Source organism: Streptomyces sp. NBC_00829, from assembly GCF_045161795.1.
In the GTDB taxonomy this organism is placed as follows: domain Bacteria; phylum Actinomycetota; class Actinomycetes; order Streptomycetales; family Streptomycetaceae; genus Streptomyces.
Genome location: NZ_CP108867.1, coordinates 8774312 through 8795831 on the forward strand (window position 1 = coordinate 8774312; position 21520 = coordinate 8795831).

11 protein-coding genes and 1 pseudogene are annotated in these 21520 nt (G+C 67.2%); 3 read left to right on the forward strand and 9 right to left on the reverse strand.

Features of this window, described 5'->3' with window-relative positions:
- Positions 1-126: 126 nt before the first annotated feature.
- The 6 genes from OG293_RS39340 to OG293_RS39365 form a co-directional block, all read right to left on the reverse strand.
- On the reverse strand, positions 127-1161 hold the full coding sequence (locus OG293_RS39340) for an ATP-binding protein (RefSeq protein ID WP_405996691.1): 1035 nt from the start codon (positions 1159-1161) through the stop codon (positions 127-129).
- On the reverse strand, positions 1149-2363 hold the full coding sequence (locus OG293_RS39345) for a hypothetical protein (protein WP_405996690.1): 1215 nt from the start codon (positions 2361-2363) through the stop codon (positions 1149-1151). Before OG293_RS39345 ends, OG293_RS39340 begins: the two co-directional genes overlap by 13 nt.
- On the reverse strand, positions 2248-3330 hold the full coding sequence (locus tag OG293_RS39350; RefSeq protein ID WP_405996689.1) for a hypothetical protein: 1083 nt from the start codon (positions 3328-3330) through the stop codon (positions 2248-2250). The genes OG293_RS39345 and OG293_RS39350 overlap by 116 nt, the downstream gene beginning before the upstream one ends.
- On the reverse strand, positions 3327-4040 hold the full coding sequence (locus OG293_RS39355) for a TnsA-like heteromeric transposase endonuclease subunit (protein WP_405996688.1): 714 nt from the start codon (positions 4038-4040) through the stop codon (positions 3327-3329). Before OG293_RS39355 ends, OG293_RS39350 begins: the two co-directional genes overlap by 4 nt.
- A 662-nt stretch (positions 4041-4702) precedes the next feature.
- A complete protein-coding gene (locus OG293_RS39360) occupies positions 4703-5782 on the reverse strand; it encodes a hypothetical protein (protein WP_405996687.1) in 1080 nt (359 codons plus the stop codon).
- A gap of 613 nt (positions 5783-6395) precedes the next feature.
- On the reverse strand, positions 6396-6812 hold the full coding sequence (locus tag OG293_RS39365) for a hypothetical protein (protein WP_405996686.1): 417 nt from the start codon (positions 6810-6812) through the stop codon (positions 6396-6398).
- Positions 6813-7026: 214 nt separating this feature from the next.
- On the opposite strand from OG293_RS39365, the gene OG293_RS39370 reads away from it, so the two are divergent.
- From OG293_RS39370 to OG293_RS39380, 3 genes are read left to right on the forward strand one after another with little or no spacing between them, the layout of a single operon-like run.
- Positions 7027-7641, forward strand: coding sequence for a helix-turn-helix domain-containing protein (locus tag OG293_RS39370; RefSeq protein ID WP_405996685.1), 615 nt, complete (start codon positions 7027-7029; stop codon positions 7639-7641).
- Complete coding sequence (locus tag OG293_RS39375; protein WP_405996684.1) at positions 7641-9761, forward strand: hypothetical protein; 2121 nt, start codon at positions 7641-7643, stop codon at positions 9759-9761. The genes OG293_RS39370 and OG293_RS39375 overlap by 1 nt, the downstream gene beginning before the upstream one ends.
- Positions 9761-10483, forward strand: a complete 723-nt coding sequence (locus OG293_RS39380) for a helix-turn-helix domain containing protein (RefSeq protein ID WP_405996683.1) — start codon at positions 9761-9763, stop codon at positions 10481-10483. Before OG293_RS39375 ends, OG293_RS39380 begins: the two co-directional genes overlap by 1 nt.
- Before the next feature lie 76 nt (positions 10484-10559).
- Here OG293_RS39380 and OG293_RS39385 read toward each other — a convergent pair.
- The 3 genes and pseudogenes from OG293_RS39385 to OG293_RS39395 all read right to left on the reverse strand — a co-directional run.
- A pseudogene (locus OG293_RS39385) lies at positions 10560-10658 on the reverse strand (IS5/IS1182 family transposase); the annotation flags it as partial.
- A gap of 62 nt (positions 10659-10720) precedes the next feature.
- On the reverse strand, positions 10721-14416 hold the full coding sequence (locus tag OG293_RS39390) for a hypothetical protein (RefSeq protein ID WP_405996682.1): 3696 nt from the start codon (positions 14414-14416) through the stop codon (positions 10721-10723).
- A 22-nt stretch (positions 14417-14438) separates the two neighbouring features.
- Complete coding sequence (locus tag OG293_RS39395; protein WP_405996681.1) at positions 14439-21455, reverse strand: neuraminidase-like domain-containing protein; 7017 nt, start codon at positions 21453-21455, stop codon at positions 14439-14441.
- Positions 21456-21520: the final 65 nt, after the last annotated feature.

The following is a 21520-nucleotide window of genomic DNA, read 5'->3' on the forward strand; positions in this document are numbered from 1 at the left end:
CGCGTGGGGGTGTTGAGGGCAGGGCAGGGGGCGCGGCCATAGATCAGCGCCCCGTCGGCACGGGGAGGGGGGACTGCAGGGCGGGCCCGCGGCGGGAGGCCCGGGTGGGGCCTTCCGCCGCGCCGGTCAGCTGCCGGGGCGTCGCCGCAGGGTGGCGCGCGCCGCATTCGTGGCCTGGACGTCGAGGAGCACCTGCGACAGCTGTTTCTTCGTGATCGCGAGGCTTCCGTCCAGGATGGAGCGGATCGCGGCCTCCCTGACGAGGAGGGAGAGACTGGCCATCACGCCGCCGGTGCGGAGATGGATATAGGCGGCGTGGCGTACCAGCGTTCCGGGCCGGTGGCGGGCCAGCCGCAGCGCCCCCTCCATGTCGCCCAGGAGCGAGTGCCACATCTTCTTCTGCTCCGGGGTGCCGTTGAGTAGCGGGGGAGTGCGCAGGAGTTTGCAGCGGGCGGCGAGCTGGGCACCGCGGGGCCCGGTCAGCAGCGGTGAGTCCTCCACGTTGACACCGGCCAGCACGAACGTCGCGGGTACTCGTTCCATCAGGGTCTTGACCTGGTCGGAGGTGTCGGCGCCGGGCCGGGTACGGGTGTTGAGCAGGTGCACGTCGTCGATGAACACCAGCCGGGTGCCCCGCTCTAACATGACGTGGCACACGGCGTTGGTGATGGTGTGTTCGGTCATCCGGTCATGGACGGGAATACCGGCGAACCGGGCGAGGACCTTGGCCAAGTTCCTGGGCGTGTAGGTGGGCGGGACGGAAGCGAACAGCACGGGCATGGAACCCTCCAGGCCCGGCCGGCGGCGCCGTTCGCTCAGTTCGAAGGACCGGCCGAGTTCCATGAGCGTGGTCGATTTTCCCGCCCCCGGCGGCCCGGACACGATCAGCCCGCGCCGGGCGGTACCCGGCTGCTTGTTGTTCACCAGCAGAGTGACCCTCAGCTCCGCCATCGACCGCTCCATGGAAGGCGTCTTGAGGGTGACGAACTCCGAGTGGTAGTTCAGCCGCTTCGCCTGATCCCAGGATGGGTCGTCCACCGGAGGGGCGATCACCCGCAGACGGCAGACGTACTCCTGCCACCGGACGCAGTCCGTGACCGCACCGGGAGTGACATCGCCGTCGGAGAAGTCGCCGCCCACGGCAGCAGTTACGGCAGCCACTGGTCCTCCTCAAGGTCCTGGTCGCTGAGAATGAGAGACCCTCCCGAGACATGGCCGGCCTCCGGCCCGTCACCGACGACGTCCCCGTCCCCGTCTCCGTCTTCGTCCTCGTCCTCGTCCGGCAGGGTCTCGTCGTCGGGATCCGGCGCCGCGTACACACCAGCCAGCCCGAACGACGGGGCGAGCACGTCCAGCACGTTGATCTCGCCCGCGGGCACCGGCACGGTCTGCGAGGCGCGGGACTTCGCCATCACCCGCCGCTCCACGGTGGACAGCTTCTCTTTGCCCGCGGCCCGCCTGAGGAAGGCGTCCAGGGCCAGGGCCAGTTCGGCCTCGTGTTCCTCACGCGAGCCGGTGCGCTCGACCACCTTGCAGATGTGTTCCCAGACGTGGTGCGTAAACGGGAGGGCGACCGAGGTGGTGTGGATCCACGCCACCTCACGGAAACCCTCCGGCAGCCGGACCCAGATCCGGACCGGGTCGTAAGGGTTGTAGTGCACCTCCCACAGGCCCTTTTGCGCCCGTACTCCGGAGTGCTGCCCGCGGTGTCCGTTGAGGCAGCTGCCGTCGTAGGTGCGGTAGTCGAACCGGATACCGGCATCGGTGATCGGCTGCCAGCGCACCGGCAGCAGCTCCACGAAGTCGTCCGCCGACAAAGGCACCGGCACGTATCCGGCGACGGGCAGCAGCGCCGCCCACATCTGGTTCGGGGTGAGAGCCTTCTTCGGCATCAGTGGATGCCGCAGCCCCGCGTGCGGGCGGTGGTGCCAGTGCACGAGGAACTCCTCCCACAGTGCTCGGAGTTCAGCCGCGGTCCACAGTGGCTCCTGCTCGACCTTGGAACCGCGCTCGCTCACGTTCGAACCGGTGTGGCCGGGCAACCACTGGCAGAACAGCGAATTGATCGAACCGAATGGCCTCTCCACATGGCCCTTGGCCGGTCCGTTCGCCGGAGGCACCGGCTGCAGCGAGATCCCCAGGCTCTCGCACGCGGCCCGGGTGGCCGGGGAGACGAACACCTTGCCCTGGTCGACCACGACCGTCTCGGGCACGATCACCGGACGGGCCGCCGCATCGTTCAGCCGCTCATCGATGCCGGTCAGCCGCTCGTGCGGCACGACCGAGGAGGCCATCGACAGCGCCGCGGACCAGCCGGGCCGCATCACCATCGGCGTCATCATCTGCGCGAGCAGCACCGCCACGTCCGTCAGCTTGCTTCCCGCCGGCCGCAGCACCCCCCCACAGACCGCGCATGGCCACATCCACGGCGATGGTCAGCTCCAGCCGCCCCACCACCCCGTCGTCCAGGACCACCAGCACGTCCAGCGGCGAACTGTCCAGCATCACGATCTCACCCGGACGCAGCGCCAGCGTCGGTGTGAACGGCGGGGCCGGACGGGCGGCGCGGGCACGCCGCTGCGCCACCGTCCCCTGCAACCCGAGGGATGCCTCCACCGTGTCGAGGAGTCTGTTGAACGTGGACTGCGGCGGCACCTCGACCGTCCGCCGGCCCTGCTCGCCGTGGTGGTCGTCCAGCCACCACTGCACCTCACCGCGCATCCGCTTCTTCCACCCTCGCGACCGGGAGCGGGAAGCCTCGACAGGCAGCAGGGCGCGCAGCGCCTCGACCACCCGGGGATCGGCGCGGACCAGCCGCGCCGGGCTGCGACGCTTCTTGACCAGCCCCCACACCCCGTCCGCGTGGTAGCGCGCACGCCACCTGCGCACCGTCGCCCGGCTCACGTCCGCCCAGCCCTGCGCGGCCAGTTCATCGGCCTTCGCCTGCTCACGCTGGGCCAGCGTGGTGGACGCGGGATCGTACTCAGGTCTCACCGACGCCGTGCCGTCCGGGGCGGGATGCCCCGTCTCCACCTCACGGACGTGCCGCTCCAGTTCGAACGCACGCCACTGCTCGACCTCGGACACCGTCGACAGCAGGCCCATCTGCGGTACCCGCAGACGCGGCGGACCCCCGACCGGCTCGAACGACGCATCGCCGAGCAGCTCCGCCAGCCCGAACACCGCCAGCGTGTCCTGCCCGTCCTTCTTCTCTATCCCGGACAGCCAGATCCGCGCACCGGACGCCGAGGATGCCTCGATACCTGCTACGGTCCATTCCCGGCCGCCGTAGCGCACACGGGAACCGGGCCTGAGCAGAGGCCGGCTCACCTCCCAGCCTCCGCCGCGCACGCCACCGCGACGGCCCGCTCGTGCAGCGGGCGCTCCAGCGGCACGCTCAGCACACCCACCCACATTGCGTGGAACACCGACGGCCACACCGCGATCGGATCACCCAGCAGCCGCACCCCCTCGGCCAGCGCCATCGGCGCCCGAAAACACTCGGCCACCTCCGGCAACCGGTCCTGCGCATACCGCGGATGCCGGTAGCCAGCAAGCCAGCGCAGGTTGGCCTCCACCACTGGCTGTGGCGGTGCCATCAGACGGTAGTGCCAGCCTGCCGCGGCTGCAGCACCCTCCAGGTGGGCGGCCCGCCAAACCAGTCGCCGCCCCGCCCCGAACCGGCTCACACAGTCCACCAGCAATCCGCCGCCGTCCGCCAGACGTGCCATCAGGTGCGGCGCGTGCGACACGGTCCTGCCGCCCCGGCCGTGCCACGACAGCTCCACCGGCCGGCAGGCCAGAGCCGTCACCACCGGATCGTGGTCCAGCATCATGAGCTGCGTGCGCATGGCTTTGAACCCGTGGTGCACCAGGCACCTGTCGGTCGCGGACCAGTACCAGCCCGGCGCCGAGCGCCGCCCCTTGCAGACGGGGAACCGCCGCACCGGCAGACACTCCTCCAGCCGCTGTTCTCCAGCCGCCTCCAGCCAGGGCAGTTCGTGCTCGGTGCCGTCAGGGCGGATAAACCGTGCGGTCATGTGTGCCGGATCAGCGAAGCGACGGCCGATGCTCAGTGGCGGCGGGGGATCAGCCTGCTGGTGTGCTTCGAAAGACAGAGGGATCACGAACAACTCTCATGTATGCAGGAAAAAATCGGGACGGAAGACACTGCTTGGAAAGCAGGGCGGGCGTCTGGACACACGCCGTGGAGACGCCGGTCGAACCCACAACGGCGAGCCGTTGCCGCATGCCGCGCTCACCCCAACAAGGCGCGCGGCTACAAGAAGCGGAAGCAGAGCGGCTCTAGCGCCATCACCGATGGGAGCGCCGTCGTTGCCCGGAACGCGGGCAGGATTCTCATCTGATCGCCTGCGGGGTCGCGCCCGGTGGCTTTTACTTGCAGCGGTGCCTTTCCTTCAGCCGCATACCGGCCGCGGACTTTGGGGCAGGATCAGGCATGGTGAGCTCTGAGCACGGTGTAGCAGCGTTCGTGAGGGAGCTTGCGCGTCACCCGATTGGGCATGCCCGCCAAGGCATTCAGCTCTCGTGTAGTTCCTCGCCCTGGACCTGGTGCCCAGCAGATCCTGTCGGGCAGCGGTCGTCGGTATGAGCGTTCACGGGAGGCAGGCAAGAGCCATTCCACTGGCTGCCCGTTGCGCTTACCGGCTGCCATAGGGCCAGCTGGAGTAGCCGCAGTGGATCAAGGCAGGTCGCCAAAGAGCGTGTCCTGGACTGGGGGTGCGTTGCGCGGGCGGGGGAGTGGGCGGCGTTGGTCCTCCGGCGGTGGGGGTGTGCCGGCTGCGCCGTCGGTCAGCGCGTACCGGCAGGCGGCGCGCAGGTTGGGCAGCTCGAGCTGTGCGCCCATGAAGCCAAGGAAGTCCGCGACGTTCCAGTCGATGAGGGCGCCTTGGCGGGACAGATACAGCCCCACGGAGTCGATGGAGTAGCTGTCGCTGTAGTCCAGCAGAAGGTAGCCGGCGAGCTGGTAGAGCTCAGCGCGGCCCATCCGCTCGGGGCGGATGGTGGCTTTACAGTCGATCAGCTGGCCGCGGAGGATGAAGTCGGCGTCGGCTCCTCCTACATGGAGGCTGCCGTCGAAGACGGGCCCGCAGACGCGCTGCGCGGCGGGCAACTGCCGTAGGCTGTCGAAGGGCCCGGGATGCGCCGCCAACGCCATCTGCTGGCGAATGTCGTCGACGGCGTAGGCCGGCACGGCATCGACGATTTCGTCCAGCGTCGCTCCGGGCCGACTGGAGCCCAGGCTGTTGCCGCGTACCCATCCCACATGGCGGAAGATCGCCTCAAAGCTCGAGGCGACGTGACACAGCCGCACCAGACGCTCCTCCGTCTCGGAGTCGAGCGCCAACGGCTGGCCGTCGCTGCTTTCGTACTGTTCCAGTTCCTTCAGTAGTACCGCCCCCGCTGCCTGCACCGTGCTGATGATGGCGGGGTCCGGCCAGCCGTCGTCGTCGATGACCGCCCGCACGATGCCTTCTTTGATCGGCTGACTGGTGGGCGCTCCGAGACTGATCCGCAGCCGGTGGTCGATCGTGTGGCCCAGCATGCGGTACTCCGGTCGCCGCTCCGCTGTGGCAGCGGGGTTCACCGGCGCGGGATAGCGGGCCAGACGCCTGCGGTAGTCGGATAACAGGCCATCGGCATCTGGCAGATGCTCGGTGAGGAACCGCGACATCGGCGACGTCGCGTCCTTGAGGGACGAGGTGAGACTCATGGGCGCATCCTGGCGCACCCGTCCGGCAGCGCATGCGGTGTCCGGCACGGTACCGGGCGGTAGCCGAAACTTCGCGCCATTTCCGCCGCGCTGGTTGCGGACGCATTGTCAGACCCTGCCTCTACAGTGCCCCGACTCCTGGACGAGGACGCTGTCCCGAGCACGCCCCCAGCCAGACGAGACAGCTGCCTAACCTGCACCAATGGCACTGTTGACGCCAATACGAGGCGGATATCCAGCCAGCGACTGGCAGCAAGGACGGATGGCTGGCGACAGTGAGCTACACGCGTTGCATCTTGAGCAACACACGGGAACAAATGACCGAAAGGATCATGTCACGCCTGAGCTCGCTCTAGATTCGAGATGTGTTCGACACGCCAGCTGCGCCAGGCGCAGCCAGCCGCATCCCCTGGTAACAGATGGTGAGCGCAACGACGTTCAGCGTAAAGACCGCGTATCAGCCGCTGGGGAGCAGGCCGTCCAGCCGGCTGAAGTGGTGTCAGTGCTGCGCCGCAGCATGGTGTCCATGAAGTTCAGGCACATTCCGGCGGATCTGATCCGCCGGTGCAGCGCGTTGGTGCGGCATGCGGCCGGGTACACGCTGTGTGTCGCCCCGGGCAGCGATGCCCTGGCCAGACTTTCGTAGGGCTCCGGTAGGTCGCTATCTGGCCTGCTCAGGCGGATCCTCTGCCGCGCTGGACTCCGGAGGCATGAGCGCGGACTGCTTGTCACCTTCGGTCGCGGCCGCGCGCAGCGGGGGGAACGCCTCCTCCCACACCTCCCGTACAGTGCGCCCGATCAGGGAACGCAGCACAGGCCACAGCTGCAGCAGCAGGCGGTGGTTGAGGTAGAGGCGCAGGTCCTCGCGCTGGCCCTCGGCCAGCACTGTCCGGTAAAGGCTCATGCGCTGGCGTGGCCGGTCCAGATCGAAGCTGCGTAGCCCCGACCAGACCACGTGCAGGGGCAGGTCGACGACGCCGTGCACAGGCCCGGTCAGCTCCGTCAGTTCGCCCGGCAGTCGCCGGGTGAACCTCAGGCGATACAACGCCGCATAGGAGTCGGGATCTGAGCCGGGCATAGCGGCAATCTATCCCGCGCCCTCGCGGGGTGCCTGACGCTGCTCAGTCGTGACGCAGCGCCGATAGCGTCCTGGGTCATCGCCGGCCGCGTCTGTCCAGTCGCGCGGGCCGGAGACGGCCTTCGAGCCTGCGGTGGTGCTTTGACGGCCTCTCAGTAGATCCAGTAACATACATACCGAATCAGATATCAGATCTTGCATAGGAGTGAGCGGGGTGCTGCTGACGACCGGACAGGCCGCTGAGGAGCTCGGCTGCGCCGTCACCACCTTCCGCCGTCTGGTACGTGCCGGGCTGCTGCCGGGCCTGTCCCGCCGTGGCGTGCGCGTCATGGTTCCGCTCAACGTGGTCCAGGCGCTCGGTCAGCGCCGGCACGCCCCGCTGGACCGGCTGGATGTTCAAGAGATCGCCGTCCTGCGGGTCGACGCGGCCAAGCAGGTACAGGAACCGGACCGGAACTGGATCGGCTTCGGGGCCTCCCTCGCCCCCGAGGACCTCCTCAAGGCGTTGCGCGGCTGGTGGCGTTGCGATGCGCCGAGCGTGGCGGCCGCCGGAGTCCTGCCGGTGACCCTGTCGGGCTACGTGGTGGCTGTGCTGACCGGCCTGGAAGTCTGGGAGAAGAACGCCCAGGGCCGCTATGCCTTCCCTCACGCGCGGCTGGCGGGCTACGTCACAGACCTGGCCACGCCCGTCCAGCACGTGACTGCCTCCTCGCAGGCCGACCGGATGCTCGCTGATCTGCTGCTGGGCAGTCGGCTTGTCTCACACTCGGGCGGGGCGATCGCCTACGTCCCCGCACCCGCCGCCCGTCGTCCGGACAAGGAAGCCTGATGGACGCACAGCGCTACACCGCAGCCCTCGCCGAACTGCGCACCGTACGGGACGAGATCAAAAAGACCCGGGCCGCCCTGGCGAAGCTGGAGGCCGAGCGGGACCGGCAGATCACACAGCTGGCCGGGTACGAGAAGGCGAAGGCGGAACGGATCGCCCCGGCGGCCGGACTGAGCCTGGCCCACGTCGTCAGTCTGGCCCCCGCGCTGGCCCCCGACCGCCTCACCACAGCCGAGACCACCCCGCCCCACCCCGAGCCGGACGCCCCAGCCACCACCGACGGCACCGAGATTCCGCCCCGCCTCGCCGCCCAGACGGGAGCGGTGGCGCCCGCGATTGCCGCCGCCACATCAGCGCAGCCCGTCGCCGCCTCCCCGTCGGCCGCTCCTGCCGAGGACCGTGCCTCCGCGAAGCCCGCAGCCCCGGAGGCGCCGCGTGCCCTCCCGTCGATCCCTGAGGGGGCAGCGGGCAACAGCTGGTTCACGCACACCCCGAACCTGCTCTCCACGCCACCGAACTTCACCCAGCAGGCCCGTTCCACGGTCTTCCTGGACACGGACACGGGCGTGCTGGTGCACCGCAGCCAGACCCACCGCCTCGACCTGGCCGACACCTCGGTCGCCGCCATCCTGACCGCCGTCTTCCAGACCCTGCCCGAAGGCACGGAGCGCATCTACATCACCGCGGGTGACCCCTGGCACCGCGACGCCGACCGCTACCCGTACCTGCGCGACGCGGTCGCGGCCTGGCTGAACGCCCCCACGCCGGGCTGGCGCACCGACACGGGCCGCGGCCGCGACCGGATGGCCGGACACTTCGTCCACGCCCGTAACCCCGTCGGCCGCTACCAGCGCGAGAACGGCGACAGTCACGTCGAAATCCGCTCGGTGGGGGAGTGGTTCGACGTCGACGACGCCGACCCGGCCACTGTCCGGGACGCGTTCGTCCTGCTGTGGCAGGCCTTGCGCCGCCACTGGAACGACGCGGTCATCATGGGTTCCCCGTCCCAGACTGGCCGCGACCTGTGGACCCGCACCATCCCCCAACGCGGCCAGCACGCCGAGGGCTTTCCCGTCCTGTCCGAGGAACTACGCGGCCTGCTCCATGCCACCGCAGGCCAGGGCCGCAACGAACTGCTCACCCCGCCCCGAGTCCCCGACCAGCTGCCCCAACTCGTCGAGTACGACCGCACCTTCGCCTACGCCAAGCACACCTGGAAATCCCCGGTCGGCACTCCCCGCCGCATCACCGCCCAGACCTTCGCCTCCTGGACGCAGAAGGAGCAGATGCGCGCCCTGTACGGATGCGGACACTGGCAGGTACGCGTGACCGTCCCCGACACCTGGGACCACGTCGGCATCCTGCCTGCCCCCGCCCCCGGCGACCGCGCCTGGCACTACCCGGCCGCCCCCGGCTACACGTTCACCACCTGGGCCGGCGGCCCCGAAATCCACACCGCCCTGGCCAACCCCATCCAGCCGTGGAAGATCGAAATCCTCGACGGCATCCTCTGGGACGACGGCAAACCCCTTGACGACTGGGCCAAGAAACTCAAAGAGACCTGGAGCAACCTCTCCGCCCAGGCCCACTTCCAGGGCGATCCCCAGCAGGCCCGCGCCGCCCACCTCGCCTCCCGCGCCGTGCGCTCCATCCTCCTGTACGGCATCGGCTCCTTCGCCCAGCGCCCCCGCATGGTCACCGGCACCACCCCCCGCACCATGGAGCGCGACGTCCCGCCGGACGCCGAAATCATCAGCTTCGACAATGAACAGATCACCTGGCAGAAACCCACCGGCTTCAGCCGCGACCCCAACGCCCACCCCGAATGGGCCGCCGCGATCTGGTCAGGCGCCCGCGCCGCCCTCCTCACCCAGCGCCACCGCGACGACGACACCTACGCCGGCGCCCTCCACACCCAGCCCGGCACCGTGATCGCCTTCCGCACCGACGCCCTCTACCTCACAGCACCCCAACACTGGCCACACCACCATCAGCCCGGCGACTACCTCCTCAAAGGCCACCTCACCGGCCCGGTCACAGCCCCCACCACAGAGGAAGAACTCCTTGCCCTGCGCGACGCCGGGCGCACCGCCCTGACCCAGAACGGGGGACAGGCCTGATGCCACCACGCTCCCGCCGCAACCGCACCACCGAACAAGCCCAGTTGAACGAGGCCGCCCAACTCGCCGACCAGCTCCAGGCAGCTGGCTACACCAAACGCGACATCGCCCGCATCATCAACCGCGACCCCTCCCTGGTCTCCCAGTTCTACACAAAGAACAAAGGCGCAGCCTTCGTCCCCGCCCTCCAACAAGTCCTGACCGCCGTCCAGATGGGCGGCATCACCGACCTGCCCGAACTCACCACCATCGCCGCCCGCCACACCCACCGCCGCACCACCGCCAGCGGCAAACGCGCTCGCGTCCGCAGCAAAGCCGTCCTGATCACCCCCACCGGCTCCGGCACCGGACGCGTCGGCACCCAAGCCATCGCCTCCGGCTCCTCCCGCCTACGCCCCCTCATCGCCGAAGCCGCCCGCCAAGGACTCCGCCTCGCCTTCACCGTCCGCCTCGCCAAAACCGGCTACCTGCACCCCTCCGGCAGTCGCACCGACTCACCCGGCATCCGCCGCGACGTCACCCAGCGCGCCGACCACACCGAGGAACGCTCCTACGGCTCCTCGCAGACCGGCGGTCATGACGCAGCCGACTTCGCCCGCCGCGTCGACGCGGCGGGCGGAGACGTCACCGCCGCCGTCCACCAGTGGCTCGTGGAGACCGGACGCATCCAGCCCGACGCCCACATCCTTCACCTGGAAGTGCGCACCTGGCGCCCACGCTGAGGCTGCCACCCATTCGTGCAGCCGCGAAAGATGCTGAAGCAGATGACGGCCGGCCGCAGACCGCTAAGACGATGTCCTATGTGGTGAGGCGGAGGAGTCGTTTGTAGCAGCAGATGGTTGCGGCGAGGCCGAGGAAGGCCAGGTCGTTGCGGGGATGGCGTTCGTAGCGGGGGGCTGATTCTGCGGTAGCTGAGGTCGCATGATCCACAACTTCTGTTAGGGCCTCTGCTACCCGCCTCACGCTCGGTTCGTGTCTTCCAATCCATACCGCATGACCAGCAGCACGTCAGCGGCGTCTCGTTTGAGCACTGTCTCGTCCTGGGAAAAGGTCAACTGTGCTTCGTTCGACAGTGCGTCGGGCGCGACAGAGAGCACCGAAGAGGTTGGAATTGTTCGCATCACAAGCTTTGTAGCGCCTGCGTAGAGTTCCAGCTTGTCGGCGATCTTGAGCTTCTTGCCCTGAACCATGTACGGGAAGAAGTTTTTCCGGAGCGTGATCTTCAGGTCGCCAGTACCGGCTGCGAAGGCCGACCACTCGGTGGGGAAGTCGTGGCGCAGGGAGACCAGCAGGGCGAGACCGGAGCTCTGCACCTGACTCAATGCCGCCTTGAGCTCCTCAAGCGCCTTGTCGCCGAAGGGATCTTTGCCGCCTTGGCGGGCGGTGTAGCGCACGTGCAAGATCACATCGGAGATCATTGAGTAGTCGAAACTACGCAGCTCCGGGGGCAGATCCACCTTCCACATGCTTTCCGCGCCCGCGCCCTCGAACGGCAGGAAGCGGTCGTCGTGCGGGGAAGGTTCGAATAGCCCGGAGTCGTTCGTGCCCGAGCTCGTGACGATCGACTCCACGGGGCCGAAGACGTCGACGAAGCGGTCGTCGTCGCCGTCACTGCGCCGCCGGTAGGTTCCGCCGTCGAGAAGGGGCTTGACGCGGATGCTGCTGCGCTGCAGTGACAGTGTGCACGGAACCGGTGTGTAGGGGCCGACGACACTGGGCACCGACACCGCCACGGATTTGATGCGCCGCATGTAGTGGCCGGGGTAGTCGCGGTCGTAGAGCGACTCGGGGATGGTGAAGGTCGCCGTGCCGGTTGTCTTGAGCTGCAGCAGGGCCAGAGGGTCCAGTTGGCGCAGCGAGACATGGCGTGTGAGTTCGAGCTCGCGTCGGTTGTTGTCGTGGTAGGCCATCTCCATGCGCTTGACATCGAGGTGCAGCGCTTCGCCGCAGAGCAGGCCCTTGCGGCCGCCGTCCCAGTAGTTGAACTGAACGAAGTCCGTTGCGTCGAGCTCCGGGCGGCGCAGCTCGAGCTTCATGGTGCGTTCTGCTCTGCGCGCGGTGTCGAACGCGAACCGGTACCACTGGTAGTAGAGGCGGGAGATCTCGCCCTGCATCCAGTTGTGCAGCTCCTCGTTGGTGAACTTGGAGTGGAGGAGGTTGTCGACTTCCTGGCTGTTGGCGATCTGGGTCTGCACGTTGAGGTATTCGTGGTGGGCGATCTGCTCGGTCAGCAGCGAGGTGATGATCTGGCGTCCGGAGTGGGCGAGTTCGCGGGCGGCGAGGTTGGTCTGGAGGATCCAGTCGTCCGCGCGCCGCTCGTGTGAAGCCGTGCGGCTGACGATTCCGGCCTGGTCGGTGTGCTCGGCTGCGTTGGTCCTGAGGATTCCCGCGGCGATCTTGGCGGCGTCCGACATCTTGCTGCCACCGAAGATCCCCGCGGAGGGGCCCATGCCCCAGAAGTCCAGGTTGAGATTGAAGTCGGGGATGAACGTCAGGACGGACGCGACAGTGTCGACAACCGAGGCGGCCACGCGGGAGTCCCGTGCGGCGGGCAGGTGCGCGTTCAGCTCGGCGTCCTCGGTAGGCGTAAGGTGCAGTGCACCGGCTCCCGTCGCACCGGACTGACTGGACGGTGAGCTTTCACCCGCGAGGTTAAGCTGCGGATACTTCTGCGGGACGATCGTGGTGTCATAGGCGGTGACGAGCGCTGCGAACAGCATGTCGAAGTTCGCCTCGGTCAGCGGGTCCCGAAGCAGCGCCAGCGTCTCCGGCGCGGTGGCGGCGTCGGGCGTACGGCCCTGCATGCGCAGGTAGTAGCGGTAGCGCTCCCATGTACTCGCACGTGCCCTCAGCAGCGCCTCGGTGCTCTGCTCGGCATCCTTCCACTGCAAGAAGCGCACGTCCTTGGCGAGCTGGTGAATCTTGGTCTCGTGACTCTGGCGCAGGAGCGCCAAGTGTTCGGCGTCCCCTTTCTCCAAGGCCGCGAGCAGCGAGCCTCCGAGGGAGCGGACCTCACTCGCCAGCTCCAGCGCCTTATGGATCAGCGGCATCGCGCGCAGCGGCCCCACGGGCTGGTTCGTGCCAGCCACGATGCTGCCGACGGCGATGCCCGCGGCGGCGGCCTTGACGAGCATGCCGGGGTCCAGGGGCGGTTCGAACAGCGAGAGTTGGCGGACCGTCCCTTGAATGTTCGTGCAGTGCCGGATCTTGTAGAGGCGATCCGCGACGGTGTCCCAATAGGCGAGCAGGCGGTCATTGCCCGGCACACTGAAATAGAGGCTGCGACCGATCCCGAACAGGGCGCTGGTCCACGCACCATCGCCGGCCGCGTGCGGGGCTGCGAGATTGAACGGGAACTGTGCCTCAAGATCCACCAACGCGTTGCCAGTGGCGTCCAGCCCGCCCCCCTTAAGCGCCTTGAGCTGCGCAAACGTCTTCGCCGTGGCCGTCCCGGGGGAAGGAACCCTTTGTGGTCGCGGACCAAGCAGGTTGGCCGCCAGTACATAGCGCTGCGTCGCCTCGTTGATCGACTCGACCGTGTCCTGCAGAAACAGGCTGTCACCCCATGCGATCAGGTTGTCGAGGTACTTCATGACGACCTGATACTGATAGGCCAGCGGTCGAGTGCGGGCCACCGCGTGCGGACGGAACGGGTGGTCCTTCATCGCCTTGTAGCCCTGGAGGACCTGCGTCTTGAGCGCGGCCTCCTCTTCGTCTAGCTGATCATCGCGGGTGCTCAGGAGGGTCAGCAGATCGGCGATGCTGTTGTAGACGCTGTCTCTGCGGCGGAAGCGCAGGAACTTCCAGTAGCGCTCGGGCGCATCGACACCGACCTGCGGATTCGCCGAACCGTCCAGCGTGCTCGTGGACGACGTGCCGACACTCACCGGCGTGCCGGGGGAGGCGTCCGCGGCTGGGTGCGGACGGACGCTGAACGGGGCGCTGGTGGCAAGGATGTTGTAGCCGTCCTTGGCCAGCAAATAGGCCGTGTAAGGGCCGCCGGCCAGGGGAGGTTTAGGGAACAGGAAGAAACCGCCGTAGGCGAAGCGGGCATAGTCCCATACCAACGCTTTAGGCCCTGTGCCCGGCCGGATGGAGCTGGGGTAGATGCCGACCCAGTTCAGAGGGTGAGGTGCGTCGGTCGCGTAATCGAACATGAGAGGATCGCCTTCACGCGGGTCGTCCGGGGAACTCAAAGCGACGCTGTTGTCAGGGCTGCGCTCGTTCGACGTCGGGTCGAAGATGTAGTGGAACCAGCGCTGTGCCTCGGCGAAACGTTGGGCCTTGCTGAGGTGGACCGCGATGGTCAGCGGGATGTGGAAGAACAACTCCCAGTTGTAGTTCGCATAAGGGCCCCCCTCGTCGACATCGATCTCCTTTCGATGTCTGGTCACCGTGACGAGCCCACTCTCGTTCAGGGTGTACGCGGGAGAAGCGAGGGGGAAATCCCCCTCCAGCCTCGCCTGGACGGCGGGTTCGAACATGTCTTTGAGTGAGCCCTGATTGAGCACCTGAATTAGGTCTCCCACGTACGGGTGGAAGAAGTTGCGGAAGTCGTAGGTGAACGGCGTCTTGTCGCCCAGCGGGTAACGTGACCCAATGATCGCGGAGTCCCCGATACCGTGGAAACCGAACTGCTTGATGGTGTTGTTCATGGCTCAGCTGCTCCTCGGATGGCTAGCGATGTTCGCGGGGCAGCGCGCCCGCCGGGCCGATGGCGCTCGGGCCGAAACGGACCGCGCCAGCGTTCCCAAGGATTTTGGTGATGAAGGCGTCCTCGCTCACGCCACGCTCGATCGTGCCCGGGCCGACGAGCCCGGTCGCTGGCCAATTGAGAAGCGGACTCCCGGCGGACGACTCGCCGTTCAGGCGCGGAACTTCGTTCCAGCGGACCAGCGGGATGTTCGGTACGACCGCTCCACCGCCGGAGCCGACCCCAAAGCCGGCAATGTGCTCGAGGGGGACGGCCCGCGGTGTCACCTCGATATAGAAGGCATGGCGCGCGTCGAATACCATGAACGGCGTGCCCCATGGGTCGTTCTTCGGCCAATGGCTGGAATCCAAGGCCGTGAGCGGAGACGAACACCTGAGGATAGGGTGCGCGAAATGTACGCGATAGTCGGGCCAATCTCCAACGAAGGGGTCCTGCTGGTATTCTGTGCCGAGGGTGGTGGCATCTGCAAGAATGGAGCGAATTGCATACGGTGCAGGTCTGCCGCCTAGAGCTTCCAAGTCCGCTTTTTGCAACGGCGTCGCACTGTGGGTGTTGTGCAGTTGCCACACTCTTTCCGATGCTTCCGATACTTCCAAAGCTCCTCGCTCTGCGACCGCACCCACCAATAGATAGTCCGTGTTCTCAGATTCCCTCTTATACAGGTACAGTCTTCGGCGGTCGAATGTATCGCCTGGTTTGACGCTGCCCAAAAAGACCGGCTGGTCCGGGTCAGCGGTTTTGACGGACTGCCACTTGCCGTCGAGGTACTCGCTGTAGGAGAGCACAGCCTTGACATGGATTGCCGCCGTCGTGGCTGCGTTGGCGACGGCATCGGCCTTGACCTCCCCAAGGGAGAGCCCTGTAGCCGGGCTGTTTGTGCCGGACGAGATCAGCGCGGGGTTCAGCGGTGTCTCCTTGATGATCCGCAGCCAGAACAAGAACAGCCGGCCCTTCCAGACGACAGGCAGGATCGGGTTGTCCTCGATGTCGAGTTTGATGTGCTCCCAGGGTGTCCAGGATCCGTTCTCGCGGCGGCGGTAGAAGTACTTTCGGTGCGCGCCAGCGGTGCGCGCGACCACGTGCACGACGTCGTCGCCGTGGCCTGGGTCGTGTTCGTCGATGTAGATGCCGCAGGGTTCGAGCTGGGCCACTTCTTCGAGTTTCATGAGGTAGTTCGTCAGGGCGGTACCGGCACGGTCTTCGGTGACGTCACCCTGGAGCAGTTCGCTCATGGTCTCCTTGAAGAATGGCGACTGGTCGTCGCGTAGCTCGGGTTCGAGCCAGTTCTCGGGCCAGAGGAACACTTTGCGGTTGGCTTCCCATACGCGGTAGCGCTTCATCCACTCCCATTGCGCGGCATCGATGGAGGACGGTGCGACGCTTGGCTCGAGGTTCATCAGGCAGCGTTCGAAAAAGAGTTGGACCGAGGAGAGGGCGTGCCGGATGCGCGAGGTCAGCTGGCACGGCTGCATGCCGACGTCCATGAGGAACCACTCGGAGAGCTTGTCGGGCGTGTCGATTCCGCGGGTGGCCCCGTGCTCGGACAGCCGACGCAGTACGTAGGCCACGAGGGCGTCCCGTTGGAGGCTGCGCAGCTCGTCGTTGATGGGGCGCAGGATGGCCGGCCAGTCGGCTTCGTCGTAGCGGGCGCGGACGGCAGTCTGGAAGGCGGCAGCACCCTCGGGTGTCGGATCGTTCGTCGTCGCGGTGATCGCCGTTGCCGCTGACGTCCCCAGCTTGGTAAGGACCGTGTAGGCGTCGTGGACGCGGACGAAGGTCTCGACGTGCGCCAGGTCGGCACGCGTCTTGCCGAACCGGGCCAACAGCGAGTCCAGAGAGGCGCTCTGCCAGCCGGTCAGTTGGAGCAGCGGGCTCGTGCCATCGGCGTCGGTCGCGGTCGGGTGCTTCAGCACCGTGAGGAATCGCTCGTCGGTGGGTGACAGTTCGGCTTTGAGCGTCGCGAAGGCCAGCAGTGCGCGCAGGGCCACTGTCAGCTTGAGGTAGGTGTCGCGATCTTCTGGGTCGGATGCCCGCAGTGCGTTTGGGCCAGATGCCTGCAGTGCGTTCAGCCAACCCTCCTCCCCGACCCGGTAGGCCACGGCGACGTGCGCGAATTCGGACGCTGTGAGCTTCGTCGCCGTTGCCAGTGACGCGGCCTTGAGGATCCGTACGTACGTTGCGCGCAGGCGGTCCATAGCGGTGGCGGGGTAGAGGTGGCGGCCGGGCACGATCTCCCAGCCGCGGCCAGTGTTCTGCCAGCGCAGCGTCAGCCGCTTCGTCACCTTCTCGACGGTGAGCCTCAGTGCTGACAGCCGACCCGCCGTGAGCGGGATCGGCTCAGGCGTATGCCAGCGCGTCCCGTCCCGGTTCAGTTCGATCGGTGTTCCGTCCAATGTCAGCGTGACGCTTTTGGCGTCGGTGTCGACGGCGAACGTGAACTCTGCGGTTTCGGGGGCTTCGAGGAATCCACTCCACACGCCAGAGATTGGTGCTCCCGCTGTGGGGCCGGACGGCAGGGGCGTTGCGGGGGCCTGCGAGCCGTAGTCGACCGTCGGCGTGGGCTGGGGCTCGGGCTGTGGCGTCCCGACGATTGTGGGGCCCCAGAACAGTTGCGCGCTGAGGCCCTGGACTTCGACCTCTGTCAGGTCATCGAGTGGAGGCCTGCTCGTGTCGCCTTGAGCGTGCAGGACGGCGGGGTCGCTGGTGATCGCTTCGGCGAGTGCGGGGTCGACGCGCAGGACGGCGCTCAGTGTGGCGAACGCCAGCTGCCGCTTGCGCTGGTGCCCCAGCTGGGGAAGGAAAGCATCGAGGACGGTGGCCCGCGGGTTGGAGTCCGGCTCGGCCAGCACCTTGGCGGAGGCGGAGGCGGTATACAGCTCCAGCAACTCTGGGTACCGGGCGAAGAACGGACCGGCCTTCTTCTGAACCTCCTCGTCGAGTAGGGCGACCGCGTCTTTGAAGCCCTGGCTGGTGTCGGACACGTCCTGCAGTCTCAGTTGCGGCGTGGTGGGCAGCAGACCCGCGAAGGAGAGCTGCTTGCGCTGCGGGTCGTAGGAGAGCCGGTGGCCGCTGGCGGAAAGGGTTGATGCGTCCAGCTCATCGGTGGGATGGGTGTAAGAGACCGAGACGGTGAACGTCTTGTCCAGCAGAGCGAACAGGAAGTCCGCCGCCTCGGTTCCGTAGACGAGCGCCATGCGCGCGCGGGCGAGGTCGCCGCTTGGGTCGTCGACGATCGCGAACTGCGCGTCGATGTCGGCGAAGCCGGTGCGCAGTGTTCGAGCGAACACTGAGATCTGTTCTGCCTCGGGCGCCGATGTCCCGGCAAGGTCGTCGTCGAACATCAGGTACAGCGCCTGCGAGGGTGTGAGGCTAGCCCCGCGCAGCGTGTCGAGCAGGTCCAGTAGCGCGACGATCGGCGCTCTCGGCGGGTCGGGCGCCGCGAACGGGTCCAGGCCCGTGTAACGAATGAGGGCCAGCAACTCGCGGATGTTGAGACCTAGTTGGCGTGCGAGCCAGCTGTGACGGTACAGGGCGCTGACGTTCTCATGCGTCAGTGGCGCGTTCGCGTCGCCGGTGAGTGTGCCCTGCAAGAGAGTCAGCTCGTCGGCGGTCAACCCCGTGGCCGCTCGCAGCGCCTCGGCATGTTGCCCGACTGTGGGTCGAGGACGGGCGGTTGCTGTGCCCCTCTGGGCGGCGTCCTGGAGGACGGCGCCGTTCTCGTCGGGCGCGAAGGCCGAGTCCTGGGCGAGGAACGCCGCGCCCAGGAACAGACGCCCGTAGAGGGCGTCCCGACCATGGACCCCGATCGGAGCCCAGCAAGCCAGCAGGCTCGCGAGGTCTGTGCCAGGCGCGACCTTCAAGCGCTCCATCGTCGCCAGCATGACACCCAGACGCGGCAGCAGCGTCAGGAAGCCTGCATCCAGTGCAGCCAGGTCGGTGGCGGCGTCGGTTCCGGCAGGCTGCGCGTCAATGGGGTAGAGGGCAGTGATTGCCTCATCGGTCTGCTCGATCGTCCAGCCGAGCTTGCGCCACAAACGGATGAAGCGAGCGAGGCGCACATAGTCGATAGGCTTGAGCGCGTTCTTGGCGGGGTCTGGGTGGGCGTAGCGCAATCGGAAGCCGTCCAGCGAGCTGGGCGCGGCGCCCAAGTCCTCGTGAGTGATCACGATCAGTCGCGACGCCCGGTCATAGTGCTCCTTGACGAACGCCTTCACCTGGGCCACTGTCACGCCCGTCGGTAGCCGCAGGGACAGGTCGTGGTCGGTGAGCGTGCCGTCCTTGACCTTCTTGAGGGTCTCGAAGGAGACACCGAGCCGCCGCATTCGGGGGATCAGATCTGCGTCGGGGTTGATGAAAGCCGTCTCCATCAGCGCAACCAGGTCGTTGTAGTCGACACCGACGCGTTGCGTGAACTCCGTGACATCGGCAAGCGCTTCCAGCGCTTGCGCCTCGGTCGTGTCCGCATAGCCGTACAGGTCAGCGAGGTCGATCTTCCGGTCTGTCAGCAGCGCATGCTCGCGGCGCGACAGCTTCAGGCGCTCGATGAGGGTGTCGCGCCACGCGTAGTTGGCTGGCTGCGCACGTTCGACCGCCTCGTCCGCGCGCAGCGCCTCCATCGCGGTCTCCAGCGGCACGGCCAGCGCGGTGAAGTGCCGACGCAGGAGTTCTAGCGGACGGTGGAAGGGCAACGGCGGCGGGAACAACTCTTCCTTCAGCGTCGTGTAGGCCTGGTCTTGCACGAACTGCGGACTGGCAAGCAGGTCCTCGGGACTTGTATCTGCGCCGGTGTCGTGGCCCTTGTAATCACTGAGGCCCAAATTGTTGGCGACATAGTACTCAAGGGTTTCGTTCACGATGTCGATGTACGGAAGCGGCTTGTTGGTGTTCTCGCAGGTCAGCGGAAGGTGCTGGAGGTCGGGGCGGTGCGTGAGCAGAACCGTCTGCGGGTTCTCCTTCTCGTTGTGCTGGCGGTCGGCGAACAACAACAGGTCGACGAGATAGGCAGCAGGGCTAAGCACTGAGCGGCAGTGCTCGCAAGCGCAGTAGTCCATCGACCAGAACAACGCCTCCAGCGTTGGCGCGGCTTCTGACCGCGGGCTGGCGGCGCGCAGCGCGTCAAACTGTCGGTCGGGGTCGATCACACGGGCAGCCGGGTCGGCGCCCAGCACCGGCGCGGCGCGTGTGGTCAGGTAGGTAGTAGCCACGTTGAGTACCGCGAGGTGGACCTGCTTGGCCTTGGCCGCGACCGCGCGTGCGACTTCTTCGCCGCCGAGCTCTTCACCCAGCCGTGCCACGAGCGCGTCCGTGCCGTGGTGCACGATGCTGTGGGCGGAGTCGAGGCCATGTTCCAGCAGTACGCTCATCGCCCGGTCGTCGGGTGTGATCTGGTAGACCCGTTGCAGGCGCCGGATGTGATCACGTACCGGCGCCTCGACGTCCACGTCGGCGCTTGCGATGAAGTGGTCGATCGGCTGCATGCCGATCTCGAAGGTGCCCGCGTGTTCGGCGAGAAATCGGTGCACGTCGGCCTGGACGGCTGGGTCGTCGCTCAGCTTCACCGAGCCGCGGCCGACCAGATCGGCGACCACGGCGGTCGGAAAGCTCAGCCTGACCTGCGCGGCCAACAGCTCCGCGTAGTTGCGGGCGCGGGACTGCTCGTCGTCGCCGGGGATCTGCGGCGGCACCAGACCCTCGATCGGCCGATGCCACTTGTCAGGCTGGTGATAGCCCCGGCGCGCGAGGTCTGCTGGCGAGTAGAGCGGATCCTCTCGGGCAGCGTCGTGCAGGCGGCCGATCAGCGGCGCGTTGTCGAGCGTGAGCAGGGCGAGCTGGCCGTCAAGGCGCAGCCGGTCCGCCACGACCGGCCCAAACGCTTGCTGTACCTCGTCCCACATCTTCGCCGGGTTGTCACGGTGGGCCACGAGCATGGCCGCGAAACGCCCGCGGTCGACGTCGTCACCGAGCGAGAGGCTCAGCAGTTCGCCCAGGTTTGAGGCTCCGGGCAACGACGCCGCCCCCAGGGCGTGCTCAGCGCTCAGGCGTTGGAAACTTCCGACAGCCTCGTCGAGAGTCTCACCGACCGAAGCAGGCACGACGCCCCTCGCGATGGCCTGTTCCCACACTGCGCGGGCGGCTTGGGGGGTGACGCCGTAGAGTGCGTTGGGATCCGCCGCAACACCGGCGCGCAACAGGGCGTAGTAGTGCGCGGGCTGCAACACTTCGTGGCCGCTTTCGTCGGCCTGCCGGGAGAATCCTTGCGAGAGGGCAATGAACGCCACGGCTCGCGCGTCCCAGCCGCTTTTGCTCGCCAGGTACGTCACATCCTGGTACTCGTCGTCCTCCCGCAGATCGCTAAAGTCGCCGTCAAAGTGCACAGCCATTGCGGAGGCGAGAGCGTCGAACTCGCTCGGCAGCCCTGCCGCGCCTTCCGGTAGCAGGACGTCGAGCCTCTCCTGCGGCGTCGCGTCGTAGCGCACCTCGGAGTTTCCAAGCGTCTCGCCGTCCGCGAGAACCCGAGCCTGCAGGTCGGGGCGATCCTTGGCGCGCCGGCGCACAGAGCCTACGGAGAACGTCGCGGTGTAATAGCCGTGTTCGTCTGTCGTCGTCTCCGCGAGCGTGAAGTCCGTGCCGACGTTGCGGTCGACAATCCGAACATCGAGCCCCGCGACCCCACCGAGCTCCGGACTGGCGACCAGACCAGTCACGCAGTAAGTAGCCGAGGCTGCTTCCTTGACCCCGTCCACCATCGCGCCGGCCGCAAGGCCGATGCGCAGCGCGGTCTCGGCGTCGACGATGCCGGTGACCTCAACGCCGTGTTCCCCCTGGAACTGCCGGACGGCGCCCTCCGTGCTTTGCCCGAACCTCGCGGCATCGACCTCGTCCCGCGAAATGGCGAGCCCGACACTTCCAAGCTCCGCCTGCAGACGGCGGACGTCGTCCCCCTCGAGCTCCAGCTCAAGAATGCGCCCCGACAGTTTCATGGTCTCCCACTTCGTTCATGGCGGCTGCGGGTGGTCGGTCATGCTTCGCTGGTCAGAACCGGGTG